The organism is Nocardioides sp. SYSU D00038 (assembly GCF_016924665.1).
GTDB lineage: Bacteria > Actinomycetota > Actinomycetes > Propionibacteriales > Nocardioidaceae > Nocardioides.
In genome coordinates this window covers 1-19029 of record NZ_JAFFJT010000010.1, presented here as the reverse complement: position 1 = coordinate 19029, position 19029 = coordinate 1, and the positions used below count along the sequence as shown (strand labels likewise).

Genomic DNA, 19029 nt, shown 5'->3' with positions numbered 1-19029 from the left:
TACACTGTGACACATGACGTCACTTCGTCACAAGCCGGACACCGCCCGCGACGGCTACCTCGACGCCGCCCGCGAGTGCATCCTCGACGTCGGCTGGCGGCGCACGACGCTCACCGAGGTGGCCCGCCGGGCCGGGGTGTCGCGGATGACGATCTACCGCACCTGGCCCGACATGCCGACCCTGCTCGGCGACCTGATGACCCGCGAGTGGGCCGGCGTGGTGACCGCCGAGGTGGCCGCGGGCGCCGACGCCGACCCGGTCGGGCGGATCGTCTCCGGCATCGTCGGCACCACCGCGGCGCTGCGGCGCAACGAGCTGTTCGTGCGGATCGTCGAGCTCGACCCCGAGCTGATCCTCCCCTACCTCTTCTCCCGGCGCGGCCGCTCGCAGGACCTCATCCTGGGCCTGACCGCCGAGGCGGTCGAGCAGGGCCAGCGGGCCGGCGCGATCCGGCGCGGCAACCCGGTCGCCATCGCCCGGGCGCTGCTGCTCGCCGTCCACGGCTTCGTGCTGTCGGTGCACACGATGGTCGACGACCGGGTCACGGCCGAGGAGCTCGACGCCGAGCTCGCCACCCTCATCACCCGGACCCTGCAGCCATGACCCGGATCACCGCCGGCCTCGCCGGCGTGCCGACCTCCGTCGACGTCGTGGTCGTCGGGCTCGGCGTCACCGGCGCCGGCGTCGCCCTCGACGCTGCGACCCGCGGTCTCAGCGTGCTCGCCGTCGACGCCCACGACCTGGCGTTCGGCACCTCGCGCTGGTCGTCGAAGCTCGTGCACGGCGGCCTGCGCTACCTGGCCCAGGGACAGGTCGGCGTCGCCCACGAGAGCGCGGTCGAGCGCGGGATCCTGATGGAGACCACCGCGCCCCACCTCAGCCGGCCGATGCCCACGATCGTCCCGATCACGAGCTCCACCTCGCCGTTCCAGCGTGCGCTGACCCGCGGCGGGATGCTCGCCGGCGACGCGCTGCGCCGGGGCGCACGCACCAGCGCCGACACGCTGCCGCGCCCGCGCTACCTCTCCGCCACCGAGGCCGCGCAGGTCGCCCCGTCGCTGCGACGGCCGGGGCTGCGCGGCGCGATGATGGGCTGGGACGGCCAGCTCGAGGACGACGCCCGCCTGGTCACCACGATCGCCCGCACCGCCGCGGCCGCCGGCGCCCACGTGCGCACCCGGGCCCGCGTCGTGCACGCCACCGGCACCGAGGTGCGGCTGCGCGACGAGCTCACCGGCGCCGCCCGCACCGTCACCGCCCGCACCGTCGTCAACGCCACCGGCGTCTGGGCCGGCGACCTCGCCGGCGAGGTGCGGCTGCGGCCGAGCCGCGGCACCCACGTCGTGCTGCGCGAGGAGTCGGTGCCGGGGCTCAAGGTCGCGGTGTTCGCACCGGTGCCGGGGGCGACCAACCGGTTCGTGCTGGTGCTCCCCCAACCCGACGGCACCGTCTACGTCGGCCTCACCGACGAGCCGGTCGAGGGGCCGGTGCCCGACGTCCCGCTGCCGACCGAGCCGGAGATCGGGTTCCTGCTCGACGTGGTCTCCGCGGCGTTCAGCCGGCCGCTGCACCGCGACGACGTGGTCGGTGCCTTCGCCGGCCTGCGCCCGCTGCTCGACTCGGCCCCGGGCATCGACTCCACCGCCGACCTGTCCCGCCGGCACGCCACCCTCGTCGGCCCCACCGGGCTGGTGACGATCGTGGGCGGCAAGCTCACGACGTACCGCCGAATGGCGGAGGACGCGCTCGACGCGGCCCTCGCCTCCGCCCGCATCGACGCCGGACCGTGCGTCACCGCGCAGACCCCGCTGCTCGGCGCCGCTGACCGCGACACCCTCGGCCGGCTCGAGGAGCCCGAGCGACTGGTCCGCCGGTTCGGCACCGACGCCGCACTCGTCCTGGCCGCGGCCCGCGAGTCGACCGGCGTCTCCGACGACGAGCTCCTCGCCCCGGTCTCCCCGACCGTCCCGGTCACGCTCGCCGAGCTGGCGTTCGCCGTCACCCACGAGGGCGCCCACGACGTCTCCGACCTCCTCGACCGCCGCACCCGCGTCGGCCTGGTCCCCGCCGACCGGGCGCTCGCCGTCCCCCTCGCCGAGCGCGCCCTCACCCTGGTCCACGGCCACGTCCCCGGCTGACCGCGCCGGCGCTGGTTGAGGAAGTCGCGCTAGCGACTGTCTCGGAACCCCAGACGGCCGGACCCCTCCGGTGGGAACGGGAGGGCTTCCGTCTCACCGGGTCTCGAGGCTCAGGCCTAGCGGCCTTCGCACCTCGACCACCGCCACCCACCGGTGGTTGAGGAAGTCGCGCTAGCGACTGTCTCGAAACCCCAGACGGCCGAACGCCCTCGGTGGCAACGGGAGAGCCCTCGGCTCACCGGGTCTCGAGGCTCGGGCCTGGCGGCCTTCGCACCTCGACCAGCGCCACCCACCGGTGGTTGAGGAAGTCGCGCTAGCGACTGTCTCGAAACCCCAGACGGCCGAACGCCCTCCCGTCCCCACCGGAGGGTTTCCGGCTCACGGGGTCTCGACGACGCTCGCTGGCGCTCGCTGCTCGACCACCGGTACCCCCCGACCCGCACGCCGGCGTGCCGCGCCGCGCGGCGCGGAGGCGGCGGAGCGACGGGCGGCGTTCGGCACGTCGACGGCGGCGTGGCGCCGCAGCGGACCTGGGGAACAAGCCAGCAGCGTCCGGCGACACGGCAACGAGTGCCGAACGACGTCCGGCGCGCAGCAGCCGCAGTGCCCCACCCACGCGCGGCACCCCGCACCCACATCCCAACCACGGCCACCCGCCCGCCGGATCACACCAGCCGCAGTCACCACCTGCCCGAGCCCCGTCCCCGGAGTCGCCCGCTACAGGAAGGGCTTCCGTCTCACCGGTTCTCGAGGCTCAGGCCTAGCGGCCTTCGCACCTCGACCAGCGCCAAGCGCTCGTTGAAATGCGAGGCGGAGCGAGCCTCGAAACCCGCGCACCCGAACACCCTCCGGTGGGCACGCGGATTGGCCCCCGCAGGCCGATGAGTTTCGGCCTCGACCCCGGTCTGTGGGTGCAGCAGACTGTCGGAGCGAGGAGCGGACCGGATGACCATGGTGCAGGAGCGGGCGATGACGAGCACGGAGCAGACCACCAGCGAGCTCGACGACTTCCAGACGCTCACCGACCGCTACCAGCGCGAGCTGCTGGCCCACTGCTACCGGATGAGCGGGTCGGTGCACGAGGCGGAGGACCTCGTCCAGGAGACGTTCCTGCGCGCCTGGAAGGCGTCGGCGGACTTCCAGGGGCGTTCTTCGGTGCGCACCTGGCTCTACCGGATCGCCACCAACGTGTGCCTCACCAACCTCGAGGGGAAGCCGCGGCGGCCGCTGCCGACCGGGCTCGGCACCGCCGACCAGATGGCCGGCGACGCGCTGGAGCAGAACCACGAGATCGCCTGGCTCGAGCCCGTCCCCGACGCCGCGGTGCTGGTCGAGGAGCGCGACTCGATCCGGCTGGCGTTCGTGGCGGCGCTGCAACACCTCCCGGCCCGGCAGCGCGCGGTGCTGATCCTGCGCGACGTGCTGCGGTGGTCGGCGGCTGAGGTCGCGGAGGCCCTCGACACCACCAGCGCCGCCGTCAACTCCGCGCTGCAGCGGGCCCACGCGCAGTTCGACGGGCTCGACCTCACCGAGGAGTCGGTCGAGGAGCGACTCACCCAGGGGCAGCAGGAGCTGCTGGAGAAGTACGTCGACGCGTTCTGGCGCAAGGACATCGACACCATCGTGTCGATGCTGACCGCCGAGGCGGTGTGGGAGATGCCGCCGTTCACCGGTTGGTACAAGGGCAACACCAACATCGGCGACCTGATCGCGACCCAGTGCCCGGGCGGCGAGTACGACATGCCGATGGTGCCCACCACCGCGAACGGGCAGCCGGCGTTCGGCCTCTACATGCGCACCAGCAACGGGGACTTCGTGCCGTTCCACCTGCAGGTGCTGACCCTCGACGGCGACAAGGTGACCCACGTCGGCGCGTTCTTCGCCGACGGCATCTTCGAGAGGTTCGGGCTGCCCGCGCGGCTGCCCGCCGGCTGGCAGCCGGAACCGGTCTGATGTCCGCGCTCGACCACGCGGTCGAGCTGCTGGAGCGGTCGCTGGCCTACACGCGCGGCACCCTCTCCGCCGTGCGACCCCACCACCTCGGCCGGCCGACGCCGTGCGCGGAGTGGACCCTCGCCCAGCTGCTGGCCCACATGGACGACGGGCTCGACGCGTTCACCGAGGCGGCCGGTGGCTACGTCGGCGTCCGCCCGACCGCACCGGTGCCGCCCGGGCTGCCGGGCCTGCGCGAGAAGGCGTGTGCCCTGGTCGGCGCGTGGGTGGAGCACCGCGACGACCCCGACCGGGTGCTGGTCGGCGACCGCTCGGTCGAGGCGACCGTGGTCGTGCTGACCGGTGCGCTGGAGATGGCCGTGCACGGTTGGGACGTCGGCCGCGCGACAGGGCTCGGCGGGCCGATCCCGGAGCCGCTGGCCGCCGGGCTGCTGCCGGTGGCCGCGTGGGCGGTGGGGCCCGAGGACCGGCCGACGCGGTTCGGCGTCGCCCGGCGGGCGCACCAAGATGCGTCCTCCGCCACCCACCTCCTGGGCCATCTCGGGCGGGACCTGACTGGTCCACCTGGGGCATTTCCGCCCGCAACGGGCGACGTGCGGGGGCTGGCTTCCTAGGCTGCGCCCATGCTGCACGAGGTGCGGGCCCTGGTTCGCACCGGCCGGATCCGCGAGGGGATGACCGCGCTCGGCCTCCTCCTCGGAGACCCCGACCTGACCGGCCCCGACCGGGTCGCGACGCTCGCGCTGCTCGTCGACTGCCGGCTGGCCCGGGGCGACCTCGCCGAGGCGATGGGCCTGGCGGACGAGCTGACCGCCCACCTCGACGACCCGGGCGACGTCGGTGCCCTGGCCCACCACGCGAGGGGCGAGCTCGCGGCCGCCCTCGGCGACCCCGAGCCGGCGCTCGACCACTACCGGGCCGCCGGCCGCCTCGACCCCGAGGCTCCGGTGGCCGACCTGCCGTGGCGCTCGGGTGCGGCCCTGGCGATGCTCCGCACCGGTTCGGCCCGCGAGGGCGCGGTGCTGGCCCGCGAGCAGGCCGAGCGCGCCCGGGCCGAGGGCTCGGCGTACGGCGTCGCCCTGGCCCTGCGCACGCTGGCCACCGTCGACGCCGGCATCGACCGGGTGGCCGTGCTCCGCGAGGCACGCGCCCTGCTCGGCCCCGGCGACGCCGACCGGCTCGCCGCCCAGGTCGACACCGACCTGGCCGGGCTGCTGCTGGTGCTCTCCCCGGTCGACGGCGCCGCCGAGGCGCTCGCCCTGCTGCGCGCCGCCGAGGACCACGCGGGGCGCCAGGAGCTCTGGCCGCTGCAGGGGCGGGTACGCCGCCTGCTCGACCGGGTGGGCGAGTCGCCCCGCCGGGTCGAGAGCGAGGCGCTGGCCGCGTTGACAGCCGCCGAGCAACGGGTCGCCCGCCTCGCCGCGGAAGGCCTCACCAACCGCCAGATCGCCACCGAGCTGGTGGTGACCATCAAGGCCGTCGAGTGGCACCTCTCCCACGTCTACCGCAAGCTCGGCATCTCCTCGCGCACCCGCCTGGCCGAGACCATCGGCGCCCCGGCCTGACGGCCGCTCCCGCCTCCGGCCGGTCACCAGGGCTGGATGCCCTGCTCGTCGCGGAAGGTGCCGGTCGGCCCGCCGTCGGGGAGGGTCGCGAGCTCGAGGAAGATCGCGGCGCCCTGGGCAGGGGTGCGGTGGCCCCGGAAGCCGTTGAGGTCGGTGGCGACGAAGCCGGGGCAGCCGGCGTTGACCAGGATCGCGGTGTCGGCGAGTTCCTTGGCGTACTGGATGGTGACGGCGTTGAGGAACGACTTCGACGGCGAGTACGCCGCCGAGATCGGGCCGACCGCCTCGGCCTGCGCGGTCTGCAGGGTGAGGGAGCCGACGGTGCTGGAGACGTTCACGATCCGAGGCGAGGGGGCGCGACGCAGCAGGGGCAGCATCGCGTTGGTCACCCGGATCACGCCCACGACGTTTGTGTCGACGACCGCGAGCACCTGCTCGGGGCTGACCCGGCTCGGCTCCTGCGGCAGGCCGCCGGTGATCGCGGCGTTGTTGACGAGGACGTCGAGCCCGCCCTGCTCCTCGAGCAGGGCCGCCGCTGCCGCGACGCTCCCGTCGTCGGTGACGTCGAGGGGCACGCCGAACGTGTCGAGCCCCTCGGCGCGCAGCTTGGCCACGGCGTCGTCGCGCCGGCCCGCGTCGCGGGCGCCGACGCCGACGCGGAACCCGCGGCGGGCCAGGCCGGCGGCGATCTCGAGGCCGATGCCCTTGTTGGCGCCGGTGACCAGCGCGATCTTCTTGGTTCCTGTGCTGTTCTCTGCCATGCCTCGATCGTTGCTCCGGGCACCCCTCGCGCACCAAGACCGATCAGGTGGGGTCCGATACCGCAGCGGTATGAGCGCAGGTGAACGGCGTAGCATCGCCGGTGTGGAGACCCGCGAGCTGCGCTACTTCGTGGCCGTCGCCGAGGAGGCGCACGTCGGCCGCGCGGCGACCCGACTCGGCATCGCCCAGCCGCCGCTGTCACGCGCGATCGCCCAGCTCGAACGACGCCTCGGCGCGGCGCTGTTCACCCGGACCCCTCGGGGCGTGACCCTGACCAGCGCCGGCGAGACCCTGCTGCGCGAGGCCCGGGTGGCCCTCGCCGCCGTCGAGGCCGCCGAGCGTCGTACCCGCCGCGTCGCCGAGGCGGCGGGCCGGGCCCCGGTGGTGCTCACGGCCAAGGCGGGCGCGTCGAGCGAGCTGATGGCCAAGCTGCTCGACGCTTACGCCGCCGAACCGGACGCCGTCGAGGTGGACGTGGTGCTCACCCCGCCCGGCCACCAGGCGGTGATGCTGCGCGACGGGCGCGCCGACGTGGCGATCCTGCACCGGCCGTTCGACGACACGAGCGGGTTCGACGTCGACGAGCTGCTCGTCGAGGAGCAGGTGCTGATCCTGCCCGCGGGTCACCCGGCCAGCACCCGCGCCGCCATGACCCTGGCCGAGGCCCGCTCGATCCCGGACCTGCCGCTGCCGCGCTGGCCGCGCCTCGACGGTAGCTACCCCGAGGGCCCCGGCCCCGAGCTGCGCGACCTGACCCAGGTGCTGCAACTGGTGCGGCTGGGGCGCGCGGCGATCGTGCTGCCCGAGACGGCCCAGGCCAACCTGCGCGACGGACTGGCCGTCGTACCGCTCTCGGACGCGCCTCGCGTCACGACCGTGATCGCGTGGCCGCCCCACAGCACCTCACCCGGCGTGGCCGGCCTGGTGCGCACCGCCGGGCGGCTCTGAGCCGGCACCCACCAGCGGCAGCCGCCGCGGGCTGGCGAACCGCCGCGGCGTGCCGTCGACCGGGTCGACGTACGCCAGCTCGCTGGCCAGCAGCTGGAGGGGCCGGGCGAAGTCGTCGACGTCGACCTCCAGGTCGTCGGGGTAGAGCGGGTCGTCGACGATCGGGGCGCCGAGGTCGCGCAGGTGGAGGCGGAGCTGGTGGGTGCGTCCGGTGCGCGGGGTGAGTCGATAGATCGCGAGGTCGCCCCGGCGCTCCTCGAGCTCGACCAGGGTCTCGGCGTTCACCGGGGCGCCGGGCACGACCTCGGCGCGACCGGTGCCGGGGATCGCGGCGATGTGGTCGCGCACGGTGGTCGGCGTCTCGAGCCCGGCGCGCCACGGCGCCAGCGCCCGGTAGGTCTTGCGCACCGTGCCCGTCGCGAACATGGCCTGGTAGGCGCCGCGCCACTCCTTGCCGACGGCGCAGAGCACCAGCCCGGAGGTGACCCGGTCGAGCCGGTGCATCGGGGTCAGATCGGGCAGGCCGAGCTCGTCGCGCAGCCGCACGACGAGGCTCTGCACGACGTGCCGGCCGCGGGGCACCGTGGAGAGGAACGCCGGCTTGTCGACCACCACCACGCGCTCGTCGTGGTGGACGACGGTGAGCCGGCCGGGCACGACCGGCTCGTCGCGCAGGTCGCGGTGGAACCAGACGAACGTATGCGGGCGGTAAGGGTCGGACTCGGCGACCGGGCGGGCGTCGGCGTAGACGAACTGGCCGGCGGGCAGCAGCGCCTCGACGTCGACCCGGGCGTCGACGTGGTCGCGCAGCCACGCACCCATGGTGGTCCAGGGTGCCGGCCGACCGGGGTCGCGGTGCGGCGTGCACACCCAGGCCGCGCTGAGCCCGTGCCGCCGCGGCAGCGGGGAGCGGGGTGGCACGCCCGCGATCCTACGGACGAGACGCGCTGGCCCCGGGGTGGGCGGGTCCGGCACCTGCGAGGGAGGCGCGGCAAGCGCCCCGGCGACGAGCATCGGCCGGGTGACCCTCCCTCTCCCCGCCCGCGCCTCGACCCGCGTCACGACCCTGGCCACGACCCTGGCCGCCCTGGCTGCCCTGACCGTGGGCTGCGACGCGACCGACCCGGCGAAGCCGACCCCGGACGCGCGACCCGACGTCCGCCCTCTCGACGACGCCCCCGACCGCCCGCCCCGCGACCCCGAGCGGGGGTCGCTGCGCCGGCTCGACCCGGCACTCCTGGCCGCGTTCCGCGCCGCGTCCCGTGCGGCCGAGGCCGACGGGATCCGGATGGTCGTCACCAGCGGCTGGCGCAGCCGGGCACACCAGGCCCGCCTCTACGACGAGGCGGTGGAGAGGTACGGCAGCGAGGAGGAGGCTCGCCGCTACGTCGCCACCCCCGACACCTCGGCCCACGTCACCGGCGACGCCATCGACGTCGGACCCACCGACGCAGCCGACTGGCTCAGCAGTCACGGCGCCGAGCACGGGCTCTGCCAGGTGTTCGCCAACGAGCTCTGGCACTACGAGCTCGACCCGACCCCGGACGGCGAGTGCCCGGCCCAGCTGCCCGACGGGAGCTACCGGGGCTGAGGGTCGCTGCCGGCTGCGGGCGGCTAATCTGGGGCTGGTCGGGGTGGCTGGTGGGGTGGCGGTGAGCAGACCACCGTTCACCCAGTCGAGATGGAGGCCCACCCACCGCTGCCCACGCGGCGGGCCGGGCGGCGGTGAGCAGGCCACCGTTCACCCAGTCGAGATGGAGGCCCACCCACCGCTGCCCACGCGGCGGGCCGGGCGGCGGTGAGCAGGCCACCGTTCACCCAGTCGAGATCGAGGCCCACCCACCGCTGCCCACGCGGCGACCCGGGCGGCGGTGAGCAGACCACCGTTCCCCCAGTCGAGATGGAGGCCCATCCACCGCTGCCCGCGCGCCGCCCCGGGCGGCGGTGAGCAGACCACCGTTCACCCAGTCGAGATGGAGGCTCACCCACCGCTGCCCGTGGCGGGCCGCGCGAGTCGGCCGTCGAGAATCAGGTGGCCGTCGTCACCGCGACGCGCCTACCGTGCCGGAATGGCCTCCCGACTGCTGGCGGTGACGTTCGAGGTGCCGGACCCGTCACGGGCGGCGGCGTTCTGGGCCGGGCTGCTGGGCCGCGACGTCGTCGACCACGCCGGCGCCGAGTTCGTGCCCGGCAACGACACCCAGGTCGGGTTGCGGTTCGTGGCCGGCCGGCCCGCGACCGGTGCCAACCGGATGCACCTGCACGTCACCTGCGACGGCTCGGACGACCAGCCGGCGACGGTGGCGGCGGCCCTGCGGCTCGGTGCGACCCACCTCGACGTCGGGCAGCTGCCCGACGAGCCGCACGTCGTGCTGGCCGACCCCGAGGGCGACGAGTTCTGCGTGATCCCGCGCGGCAACGCGTTCCTCGCCGGGTGCGGCCAGCTCGGTGAGGTCGCCTGCGAGGGCACCCGGGAGGTCGGGCTGTTCTGGAGCGAGGCGCTCGGGTGGCCGCTGGTCTGGGACCAGGACCAGGAGACCGCCGTCCAGTCGCCGCTCGGCGGCACCAAGGTCGCCTGGGGCGGGCCCCCGGTGGCGCCGATCACCGCGCGCAACCGGCAGCGGTTCGACCTGGTCAGCGCCGACCCCGGACCGGAGGCCGACCGGCTGGTCGCCCTGGGGGCGACCCGGCTGGGGGTCGGGGACGACGGTGCTCTGGCGCTGGCCGACCCCGACGGCAACGAGTTCGCGCTGCGCGCCGGCTGACCCCACCCCTGCGGGCGATTCCCCGCCCTAGACTCCGGCGCATGCCGGAGCGCACGCACCACAGCCGGATGACCATGAGCGGGCGCGACCCGCACGAGGCACACCGGGCGGCCACGCCGCTCGAGCTGCTCTTCGACCTCACGTTCGTGATCGCCTTCGGGGCGGCCGCCGACGAGCTGGCCCACCTGGTCACCGACGACCACGTCGTCGAGGGCATCGTGGGCTTCCTCTTCGCGACGTTCGCCGTCTCGTGGGCGTGGATCAACTTCACCTGGTTCGCCTCGGCCTACGACACCGACGACTGGGTCTACCGCCTCACCACGATGGTGCAGATGGCCGGCGTGCTGATCCTCGCACTGGGGCTGCGTCACATGTTCGAGTCGCTCACCCACGGCGGCCACGTCGACAACTCCCAGATGGTGCTCGGCTACGTCGTGATGCGGGTGCCGATGCTGTTCCAGTGGTGGCGAGCCGGTCGTCAGGACCCCGCCCGGAGCCGGGTCTGCCGGACCATGTTCGTCAGCGTCGCCGCGGCTCAGGTCGGCTGGCTGGTGCTGCTCTGGCTGGACCTCGACGTCGTGCCCATGTTCGTCGGCGTCGTCGTCCTGGGGCTGGTCGAGGTGTCAGGGCCGGTGCTGGCCGAGCGCATCGACGGCGGCACGCCGTGGCACCCCCACCACATCGCCGAGCGCTACGGGCTGCTCGTCATCATCGCCCTGGGCGAGGGCCTGCTCGGCACCGTGGCTGCCCTGTCGGTGCTCGTCGGCGACGGCTGGACGCTCGACGTCGCCCTCCTCGGTCTGGCGGGCACCGCGCTCACCTTCGGCCTGTGGTGGACCTACTTCGTGATCCCCCACGGCGCGGTCCTGCACGCGCGCCGGGAGCGCTCCTTCGGCTGGGGCTACGGCCACATCCCGCTGTTCGGAGCAGTCGTCGCCGTGGGCGCGGGCCTGCACGCCGCGGCGTACGAGCTGGAGCACCACACCACCCTCTCCACCACCGGGACCGTGCTCACCGTCGCCGTCCCGATCGCGGCGTACGTCGTGCTGATGTACGTGCTCTACGGCACCCTCACCCGCAGCCTCGACCCGTTCCACGTTGTGCTGGTGATGGTCTCGGGGGTCGTGGTCGCGCTCGGCGTCGGCCTCGCAGCCGCCGGCGTCCCGCTGGTCTGGTGCCTGCTGGTGCTGGCCCTGGTGCCCTGGGTGACGGTGGTCGGCTACGAGCTGGTCGGCCACCGACACAACGAGGAGGTCCTGAGCAGCCTGGCCGGCGCGGCCGACGCCGGATCGGACCGGTCGGCGTGACGACCTCCGGCGGGCGACTCACGGCGCTCTGGCGCTACCCGGTCAAGTCGCTTCAGGGCGAGCTGCTTGAGACGGCGCAGCTGGAGGACGACGCCGTGGCCGGCGACCGCCGCTGGGGGATCCGCGACCAGCAGACCGGACGCATCCTGACCGCTCGCCGCCGCCCCGAGCTGCTCGCGGCCGCGGCGTCGTACGTCGACGACGAGCCGGTGGTCACGCTGCCCGACGGCCGCACCGTCGTCGGGCCCGGCCCCCGGACCGACGAAGCGCTGTCGACCTGGCTCGGCAGCCCGGTCTCCCTGGTCGCGGCCGACAGCGGCGCGGCGGGACGCGCCGAGTTCTTCACCGACCCGACCGACGACACCAGCGAGGCGGTGGAGTGGACGATGCCGGAGGGCCGGTACGTCGACGCCGCCCCCGTCCTGGTGCTCACCACCGCTTCGCTGCGCTCCGGCGCCGCCCTCCACCCCGCCGGGGCCTGGGACCCGCGGCGGTTCCGGGCCAACCTGCTGGTCGACGTCGACGACGAGGGCTGGGTCGAGGACGGCTGGGTGGGCCGGTCGCTACGGCTCGGCACGGCCGCGGTGACGCCGGTCGAGCCGTGCGTGCGCTGCACCATGGTGACCCGGCCCCAGCCGGGACTCGAGGCCGACGTGGAGGTGTTCCGCACCCTGGCCCGCCACCACCACGGCCACCTCGGCGTCTGGTCCGACGTGCGCATCCCCGGCACCGTGGCGGTCGGCGACGAGGTGTCGGTGGGTGTCGAGGTCTGACGTCGGCGCGACTCGCGGACATCGCGAGGGGTCGGGGGCTGCGGGTGAATCGACCACAACCGCTCAAACGCGGAGTTCTGGTCGATTAGACGGCCGGCCAAACCCCCACAACTAGTCAATCGCGGAGTTCTGGTCGGTTGGGCGGACGGCGAAACCCCCACAACTAGTCAATCGCGGAGTTCTGGCGGATTGGGCGCCCACGGCGGCTCGTGGAGGTCGCGATGGCGCTACGACACCCCGGCCGGTGCGGTCGCCTCGGCGGCCGGGCCGGGGCCGCCGTCGTCGTCCCCAGAGGTGTCCGGCCCGTCGGAGCGGTCGGCGGGCTCGTCGCGCAGCGGGTGGGCCAGCTCGTCCTGCGGCAGCCGAGCCCAGAGGATCGCGACGATCGCGACGACGCCGGGGACGATGCCCGCGATGTAGAAGGTGGTGCGCAGGCCGATCGCCTCCGAGACCGGCCCTGCCAGCGCCATCGAGACCGGCATCAGGCTGATCGAGACGAAGAAGTCGAGCGAGGCGACCCGGCCGAGCATCGCGGGTGGCACCCGCCGCTGGAGCAGCGTGCCCCAGATGACCATGGGTGCGGAGAACAGCACGCCGAGCACGAACGCCGCCGCCACGATCTGCCACACCGCGGTGGCCAGCCCCATCACCACGAAGGGCAGGCAGCCGACACCCCACATCAGGTTCATCAGCGTGAGGTAGCGGCGCGGCATCGACAGCGACCCCATCACCATCGAGCCGACGGCGCCGCCGATGCCGAACGCCACCAGCACGGCGGCGTGGTCGCCGGGCCCGCCGCCGAGGCGGTCCTTGACGAGGAACGGCACCAGCACCTCGAGCGGGCCCATCATCACCAGGATCATCAGCGAGGCGAAGAGCAGCGTGGCCAGCAGCCACGGGGTGCGCACCATGTAGACGAAGCCCTCGCGCATGTCGGCGATCGCCGAGGCCACCGGGCCGGCGGTCGACTCGGGGTCGAACTCGCGGCGTACGGGCGTGAGCGGCACGACGGTGAGCGCGACCAGCCCGAGAAGGCTGGCACCCGCCGCGACCGAGACCGCGGCGCCGGCCGAGAACCACCCGACCACCGCGCCGGCGACCGCCGGGCCGAGCGCCTGCTGGAGGGCGGGACGGACCATGCCCTCGAAGCCGTTCACCGCCATCAGGTCGGCCTCGGCGACCAGCGCGGGGAGCCAGGCGGAGTAGGCGGGGTAGTAGAACGCCATCCCCATGCCGGCCACGAACGAGACCGCGGCGAGGTGCCAGAGCTGGGTGGCGTCGGCGAGCGAGAGCAGCGCGACGACCGCCATGCCGGCGAGCTCGACGGCCGCGACGGTGAGCAGGATCAGCTTCTGCGGCACCCGGTCGGCCACGACGCCGCCGACCAGGGCCGGCAGCAGCACGCCGACGGCGCTGGCGGTGGTGACGACCGACAGCTGGCCCGGACCGCCGCCGATCCGGATGACCTCCCACACCAGCGCCACGATCCAGACGCCCTGGGCGAACATCGACAGCACGAGCGCCACGGCCAGCTTGCGGTAGCCGGCGTGGCGGAACGGCGTCAGGGCTCGGGGCAGCGGGCGGGGGGTGGTGGTGTCACTCATCAGGTCCTCCTCGACCAGTCTGCACGGAAGGACCGACGGTCTCGACCGAATTCATCGGGCGGCCAGGAGCACGACCTTGCCGAGCGCCCGCCTCCCCTCGAGGTCGTCGTGGGCGCGGGCGGCGTCGGCCAACGGGTACGTCGTCGTGAGCGGCTCCCACTCGCCCGCAGCTACGCGGGCGAGCGCCCGCTCGGCGAGGCCGGGGATGCCGCCGGGCAGCGCCTGCATCCGCGGGCCCAGGCTCCAGCCGGCCGTGATGCCGCGGCCGACCAGGTCGGCGGTGGTGACCTCGGTGGGCGCACCGGCGGAGAAGCCGAACATCACCAGCCGGCCACCCGGCCCGAGCAGCTCGAGCGCGCTGCGCCCGACCGCGCCGCCCACCCCGTCGTAGACCAGCGAGAGCGCGCCCACCTCGACCCGCACCCGGTCGACCCAGTCGGGCGCGGAGTAGTCGACCACCAGGTCGGCGCCCAGCTTGCCCAGGACCTCGACCCGCTCCGGCCCGCCGGCGGCCGCGACCACCCGGGCGCCGGCCGCCCGGGCCGACTGCACCAGCAGCCAGCCCAGCCCACCCGCGGCGCTCGGCACCAGCACGGTGTCGGTGGCGCCGGGCGGCTCGAGCTCCACCACGCCGAGGGCGGTGCGCCCGGTGCCGACCGCGGCGACCGCGTCGGGGAACGTGACGTGGTCGGGCACCAGCAGCAGGTTCGCGACCGCGGTGACCGCCTGCTCGGCGTACCCGCCCGGCACCATGCCGAGGTGGGCCACCACGCGCTCGCCCAGCCACCGCTCGTCGACCCCCTCCCCGACCGCGTCCACCACCCCGGCCACCTCGCGGCCCGGGATCGTCGGCAGCTCGGGCGGCGGCAGCGGGCCGCCCGCCTCGCCGCGCCGCAGCGAGACGTCGAGCAGGTGCACGCCGCTGGCGTGCACCTCGATGCGCACCTGCCCCGCGGCGGGCGCGAGGTCGGGCAGCTCGTCGAGGACGAGGTGCGAGGGAGGACCGAACACGTGGAGCCTGATCGCCTTCATGGCGCCATCAGACAAGTTCAAGGTTGCTTGAGGTCAAGGGGTGGTGCGTGCTGGCTGGCGCACGAACGGCGCAGAGGCGCGGTTGGTGCGCCCGGTCGGTCCACTCCCGGCGCACGAACGGCGCAAAGGCGCGGTTCGTGCACCCACCCGATCCCCCGCCCGCCCGATCCCCCGCCCGAACCGACCGCCGATCCACCCGACCCCGCCCCGCGCCCCCACCCGTTCGGGCTATCCTCGGCGTCCCGGCAGGGAGGGAGCCACGTGACCACGTTCGTCGTGATCGGCATCGTCGGCCTCGTCCTGCTCGGCGTCTCGCTGGTCGTGGGCGACCTGTTCGACGGCGCGCTCGACGTGCTCGGCAGCGACGCGTTCTCCAGCGCCGTGGTGGGCGGCTTCATCGCCGCGTTCGGGTTCGGCGCCGCGCTGCTCGACGGCGTGGGCGCGCCCGGCGTCGTCTCGGTGCCCGTCGGCGTGGCCGCAGGAGCGCTGGCCGGCTGGTTCGCCTGGTGGCTGACCCGCCTGGTCCGCGACGGCGGCAGCGACGCCACCCCGAGCATCGAGGACGCCCTCGGCGCCGAGGGGCGGGTGCTCAGCGTCGTCCCCACCGACGGCTACGGCACCGTCCGGGTCAACGTCGGCGGCCACACCATGCAGCTCAACGCCCGCGCCAACATCGTGCTCGAGCCCGGCACCGCCGTCCGGGTCACCGGCATCCTCTCCCCCACCGCCGTCTCCGTGGTGGCCGACTGGCGTCCCGGCCAGCCGTCCGCACTCCTCCCCGAGTAAGTCCCGTCCAAGGAGCAACCGTGTTGATCCCCCTCGTCGGCCTCGCCGCCCTGCTGGTCCTGCTGGTGCTCCTGGTCACCAGCCGCTACAAGGTGGCCGGCCCCAACCAGGCCTTCATTGTCACCGGCCGCAAGGGCAAGGCGGTGCTCAACCCCGAGACCGGCCAGCTCAGCACCGACCTGTCGGGGCAGAAGGTCGTGCTCGGCGGCGGCGTGTTCGTCATCCCGTTCGTGCAGAAGCTCGCCACCATGGACCTCTCCTCGCGCCGGATCTCGGTGCAGATCCGCGGTGCGGTCTCCGGCCAGGGCATCAAGCTGAACGTCGAGGGCGTGGCCATCGTCAAGGTCGGCGGGAACGCCGACCAGATCCGGCTGGCCGCCCAGCGGTTCCTCTCCCAGCAGGCCGACATCGAGCCGTTCACCCAGGAGGTGCTGGCCGGTGCGCTCCGCTCGATCGTCGGCGGGCTCACCGTCGAGCAGATCATCCGCGACCGCGCGGCGTTCGCCCAGCGGGTGGCCGACGAGTCGGAGAACTCGCTGACCGGCCAGGGCCTGATCCTCGACACCTTCCAGATCCAGGACGTGACCGACGACGGCACCTACCTCGCCGACCTCGGCCGCCCCGAGGCCGCCCGCCTCAGCCAGCAGGCCAAGATCGCCGAGGCCAACGCCCGGCAGGCCGCCGAGCAGGCGCAGATCGCGGCCGAGCAGGAGATCGCCGTCGCCCAGCGCACGCTGGCGCTGAAGCAGGCCGAGATTAAGGCGGAGACCGACGCCGCCGCGGCCCAGGCGGCCGCCGCCGGACCGCTCGCGCAGGCCGACCGCGACCAGGCGATCCTCACCGAGCAGGAGAAGGTCGCCGTCCGGCAGGCCGCGCTCACCGAGCGCCAGCTCGAGACCCAGGTGCGCAAGCCGGCCGACGCGGCCCGATACAAGGTGGAGCAGGAGGCCGAGGCCAACCGGTCGGCGGAGATCGCCGCCGCCGAGGCCCGCAAGGTCGCCACCATCGCCGCCGCCGAGGCCAAGGCCGAGGAGGCCCGGCTCAACGGTGAGGCCGAGAAGGCCCGGCGCACCGCGCTGGCCGAGGCCGAGGCGATCGAGGGCGCCCGCCGCGGTGAGGCCGAGAAGGCGCGCCGCACGGCGGAGGCCGACGCGCTCCGCTCCGAGGGTGAGGCGCAGGCCGCCTCGACCCTGGCGATCGGCCAGGCCGAGGCCGAGGCGATGGACAAGCGGGCCGAGGCGTTCGCCCACTACAACGACGCCGCGGTGCTGCAGATGCTGATCGAGGTGCTGCCCCAGATCGCGAAGGAGGTGGCCTCGCCGATCGCGGCCATCGACCAGCTCACGGTGGTGTCGACCGACGGCGCCGGCGCCCTGCCGAAGCAGGTCACCGACAACATGGTGCAGACCCTCAACATGCTCAAGACGTCCACCGGGCTCGACCTGGAGGCGCTCATCCACCGCTCGGTCAGCAAGGCGGCCGAGGGCATGGGGCTCGAGGCGTCGGCCTCGGACGGCGCCCGGCGCGACGCCGGCGCCTGAGGCCTAGCCGCCCGGCAGCGCGACGTACGTGGTCTCGAGGTACTCCTCGATGCCCTCGAAACCGCCCTCGCGCCCGAACCCGCTCTGCTTGACCCCGCCGAACGGCGCCGCGGGGTTGGAGACCAGGCCGGTGTTGATGCCGACCATGCCGAAGTCGAGCGCCTCGGCGACCCGGATCGTGCGGGCCAGGTCGCGGGTGTAGACGTAGGACGACAGGCCGTACTCGGTGTCGTTGGCCTGCCGCACCGCCTCGTCCTCGGTCTCGAACGTCGTGATCGGCGCGACCGGGCCGAAGATCTCCTCCACGTTGATCGCCGATTCCGGCGGCACGTCGACGAGCACGGTCGGCTCGTAGAAGTACCCGTCGCCGTCGGGACGGCTGCCGCCGACCAGCACGCGGGCGCCGTCGTGCACCGCGTCGGTGACCAGCTGGGCGACGCCCTCGACCGCCTTCTCGTCGATCAGCGGACCGACGTCGACGCCGTCGTCCTGGCCGCGGCCGACGCGCAGCGCGCCCATCCGCTCGGCCAGCCGCCGGCCGAACTTCTCGGCCACCGAGGAGTGCACCAGGAACCGGTTGGCGGCGGTGCACGCCTCGCCCATGTTGCGCATCTTGGCGACCATCGCCCCGTCGACGGCGGCGTCGAGGTCGGCGTCCTCGAAGACCAGGAACGGCGCGTTGCCGCCCAGCTCCATGCTCACCCGCTGCAGCTGGTCGGCCGACTGGCGCACCAGGGTGCGGCCGACCCCGGTGGAGCCGGTGAAGCTCACCTTGCGCAGCCGGTCGTCGGCCATCAGCGCCTCGCTGATCTCCCCGGGCCGGGTGGACGGCACGACGTTCAGCACGCCGTCGGGCAGCCCCGCCTCGGCCAGGATCGCGGCGAGCGCCAGCATCGTCAGCGGCGTCTGCTGCGCGGGCTTGACCACCATCGTGCAGCCGGCCGCGACCGCGGGGCCGATCTTGCGGGTGCCCATCGCCAGCGGGAAGTTCCACGGCGTCACGAAGAAGCACGGCCCCACCGGCTTCTTGATCGTCAGCAGCCGCGACCCGCCCGCCGGGGCCTGCATCCAGCGGCCGTGGATGCGCACCGCCTCCTCGGAGAACCAGCGGAAGAACTCGTTGCCGTAGGCCACCTCCCCCCTGGCCTCCGCGACGGTCTTGCCCATCTCGAGGCTCATCAGCCGCGCGAGCTCGTCGGTGCGCTCGCGCACCAGCTCGAACGCCGTCCGCAGGATCTCGCCACGGTCGCGCGGCGGCGTCGCCGCCCAGGCGGCCTGCGCCGCCACCGCGGCCTCCAGCGCGTCCATCGCGTCGCCCGCCGAGGCGTCGCTCACCGTCGCCAGCACCGACCCGTCGGCGGGGTCGTGGACCTGCAGCTCCTCGCCCCCCTCGGCCGGTCGCCAGGCGCCCCCGATGAAGAGCTGGAGGTGGTCGGCGGGGAGCAGGTCTTGACCAGTCATGTCGTCAAGACTGTCACTTCACGCAATGACGTGACAGACGGCTCGGGAGTGTGTTTGCATTTGGTCGTCGACTTCGGAGGGAGCACTCAGAAATCGACTAGGCCCGTTCGGTGACCCCATGCATCGAGCGGGCCGCTCCGGTCCGTCCCGGGTTCGCCCGGGACGTCGTACGGGAGCTGCGGGGCCCGGTTCGTTCTGAGCCGGGCCCCGTACTCGTGCGGTGGTCGAGCAGCGAGCGCCAGCGAGCGTCGTCGAGACCCAGTACGACGAACGCCCTCCGGTGAGGACGCAGGACCCTCGGCCGTCCGGGGTCTCGACGGGCGCTCCTCGCGGGGGCGCGGCGCTGCTCGACCACCGGGGGGTGGCCGGCCCGGGTCGCGCGGGTGGGCGGCG

17 protein-coding genes are annotated in these 19029 nt (G+C 74.2%); 12 read left to right on the top strand and 5 right to left on the bottom strand.

Features of this window, described 5'->3' with window-relative positions; genetic code table 11:
- The first annotated feature begins 13 nt into the window (after positions 1-13).
- From JT721_RS05315 to JT721_RS05295, 5 genes are all read left to right on the top strand, one after another.
- On the top strand, positions 14-604 hold the full coding sequence (locus JT721_RS05315; RefSeq protein ID WP_205471902.1) for a TetR/AcrR family transcriptional regulator: 591 nt from the start codon (positions 14-16) through the stop codon (positions 602-604).
- Positions 601-2139 (top strand): glycerol-3-phosphate dehydrogenase/oxidase, encoded by a 1539-nt coding sequence (locus JT721_RS05310; protein ID WP_205471900.1) that lies wholly within the window; start codon positions 601-603, stop codon positions 2137-2139. Before JT721_RS05315 ends, JT721_RS05310 begins: the two co-directional genes overlap by 4 nt.
- 945 nt (positions 2140-3084) lie before the next feature.
- Entirely contained in the window at positions 3085-4092 is a 1008-nt protein-coding gene (locus JT721_RS05305; protein WP_205471898.1) for a sigma-70 family RNA polymerase sigma factor, read from the top strand.
- Positions 4092-4706, top strand: coding sequence for a TIGR03086 family metal-binding protein (locus JT721_RS05300; RefSeq protein WP_205471896.1), 615 nt, complete (start codon positions 4092-4094; stop codon positions 4704-4706). The genes JT721_RS05305 and JT721_RS05300 overlap by 1 nt, the downstream gene beginning before the upstream one ends.
- 9 nt (positions 4707-4715) lie before the next feature.
- Positions 4716-5657 carry a LuxR family transcriptional regulator gene (locus JT721_RS05295; RefSeq protein ID WP_205471895.1) on the top strand — a complete coding sequence of 314 codons (942 nt, stop codon included), beginning with the start codon at positions 4716-4718 and terminating at the stop codon, positions 5655-5657.
- A 23-nt stretch (positions 5658-5680) separates the two neighbouring features.
- Here the strand turns inward: JT721_RS05295 and JT721_RS05290 are convergent, their stop codons facing one another.
- Positions 5681-6418, bottom strand: a complete 738-nt coding sequence (locus JT721_RS05290) for an SDR family NAD(P)-dependent oxidoreductase (RefSeq protein ID WP_205471893.1) — start codon at positions 6416-6418, stop codon at positions 5681-5683.
- A 103-nt stretch (positions 6419-6521) separates the two neighbouring features.
- Here JT721_RS05290 and JT721_RS21280 point away from each other — a divergent pair, with 103 nt between their 5' ends.
- On the top strand, positions 6522-7367 hold the full coding sequence (locus JT721_RS21280) for a LysR family transcriptional regulator (RefSeq protein WP_205471891.1): 846 nt from the start codon (positions 6522-6524) through the stop codon (positions 7365-7367).
- Here JT721_RS21280 and JT721_RS05280 read toward each other — a convergent pair.
- The gene (locus JT721_RS05280; protein WP_307827897.1) at positions 7323-8288 is read right to left on the bottom strand and encodes a pseudouridine synthase; all 966 of its coding nucleotides are present in this window, start codon (positions 8286-8288) and stop codon (positions 7323-7325) included. The two genes, JT721_RS21280 and JT721_RS05280, sit on opposite strands and share 45 nt — an antisense overlap.
- 100 nt (positions 8289-8388) lie before the next feature.
- On the opposite strand from JT721_RS05280, the gene JT721_RS05275 reads away from it, so the two are divergent.
- From JT721_RS05275 to JT721_RS05260, 4 genes are all read left to right on the top strand, one after another.
- Positions 8389-8958 carry a M15 family metallopeptidase gene (locus tag JT721_RS05275; protein ID WP_205471889.1) on the top strand — a complete coding sequence of 190 codons (570 nt, stop codon included), beginning with the start codon at positions 8389-8391 and terminating at the stop codon, positions 8956-8958.
- Positions 8959-9436: 478 nt separating this feature from the next.
- Complete coding sequence (locus tag JT721_RS05270) at positions 9437-10132, top strand: VOC family protein (protein WP_205471887.1); 696 nt, start codon at positions 9437-9439, stop codon at positions 10130-10132.
- A gap of 41 nt (positions 10133-10173) precedes the next feature.
- Complete coding sequence (locus tag JT721_RS05265) at positions 10174-11439, top strand: low temperature requirement protein A (protein ID WP_240340201.1); 1266 nt, start codon at positions 10174-10176, stop codon at positions 11437-11439.
- On the top strand, positions 11436-12212 hold the full coding sequence (locus tag JT721_RS05260; RefSeq protein WP_205471885.1) for an MOSC domain-containing protein: 777 nt from the start codon (positions 11436-11438) through the stop codon (positions 12210-12212). The genes JT721_RS05265 and JT721_RS05260 overlap by 4 nt, the downstream gene beginning before the upstream one ends.
- 227 nt (positions 12213-12439) lie before the next feature.
- Here the strand turns inward: JT721_RS05260 and JT721_RS05255 are convergent, their stop codons facing one another.
- Complete coding sequence (locus tag JT721_RS05255) at positions 12440-13816, bottom strand: MFS transporter (protein ID WP_205471883.1); 1377 nt, start codon at positions 13814-13816, stop codon at positions 12440-12442.
- Positions 13817-13867: 51 nt separating this feature from the next.
- On the bottom strand, positions 13868-14848 hold the full coding sequence (locus JT721_RS05250) for a zinc-binding dehydrogenase (RefSeq protein ID WP_205471881.1): 981 nt from the start codon (positions 14846-14848) through the stop codon (positions 13868-13870).
- A 261-nt stretch (positions 14849-15109) separates the two neighbouring features.
- On the opposite strand from JT721_RS05250, the gene JT721_RS05245 reads away from it, so the two are divergent.
- Together JT721_RS05245 and JT721_RS05240 are read left to right on the top strand one after the other, a co-directional pair.
- A complete protein-coding gene (locus JT721_RS05245) occupies positions 15110-15634 on the top strand; it encodes an NfeD family protein (RefSeq protein WP_205471879.1) in 525 nt (174 codons plus the stop codon).
- 20 nt (positions 15635-15654) lie between these two features.
- The gene (locus JT721_RS05240; protein ID WP_205471877.1) at positions 15655-17175 is read left to right on the top strand and encodes a flotillin family protein; all 1521 of its coding nucleotides are present in this window, start codon (positions 15655-15657) and stop codon (positions 17173-17175) included.
- A gap of 3 nt (positions 17176-17178) precedes the next feature.
- Here JT721_RS05240 and JT721_RS05235 read toward each other — a convergent pair whose 3' ends face one another.
- Positions 17179-18636 carry an NAD-dependent succinate-semialdehyde dehydrogenase gene (locus JT721_RS05235; RefSeq protein ID WP_205471875.1) on the bottom strand — a complete coding sequence of 486 codons (1458 nt, stop codon included), beginning with the start codon at positions 18634-18636 and terminating at the stop codon, positions 17179-17181.
- Positions 18637-19029: the final 393 nt, after the last annotated feature.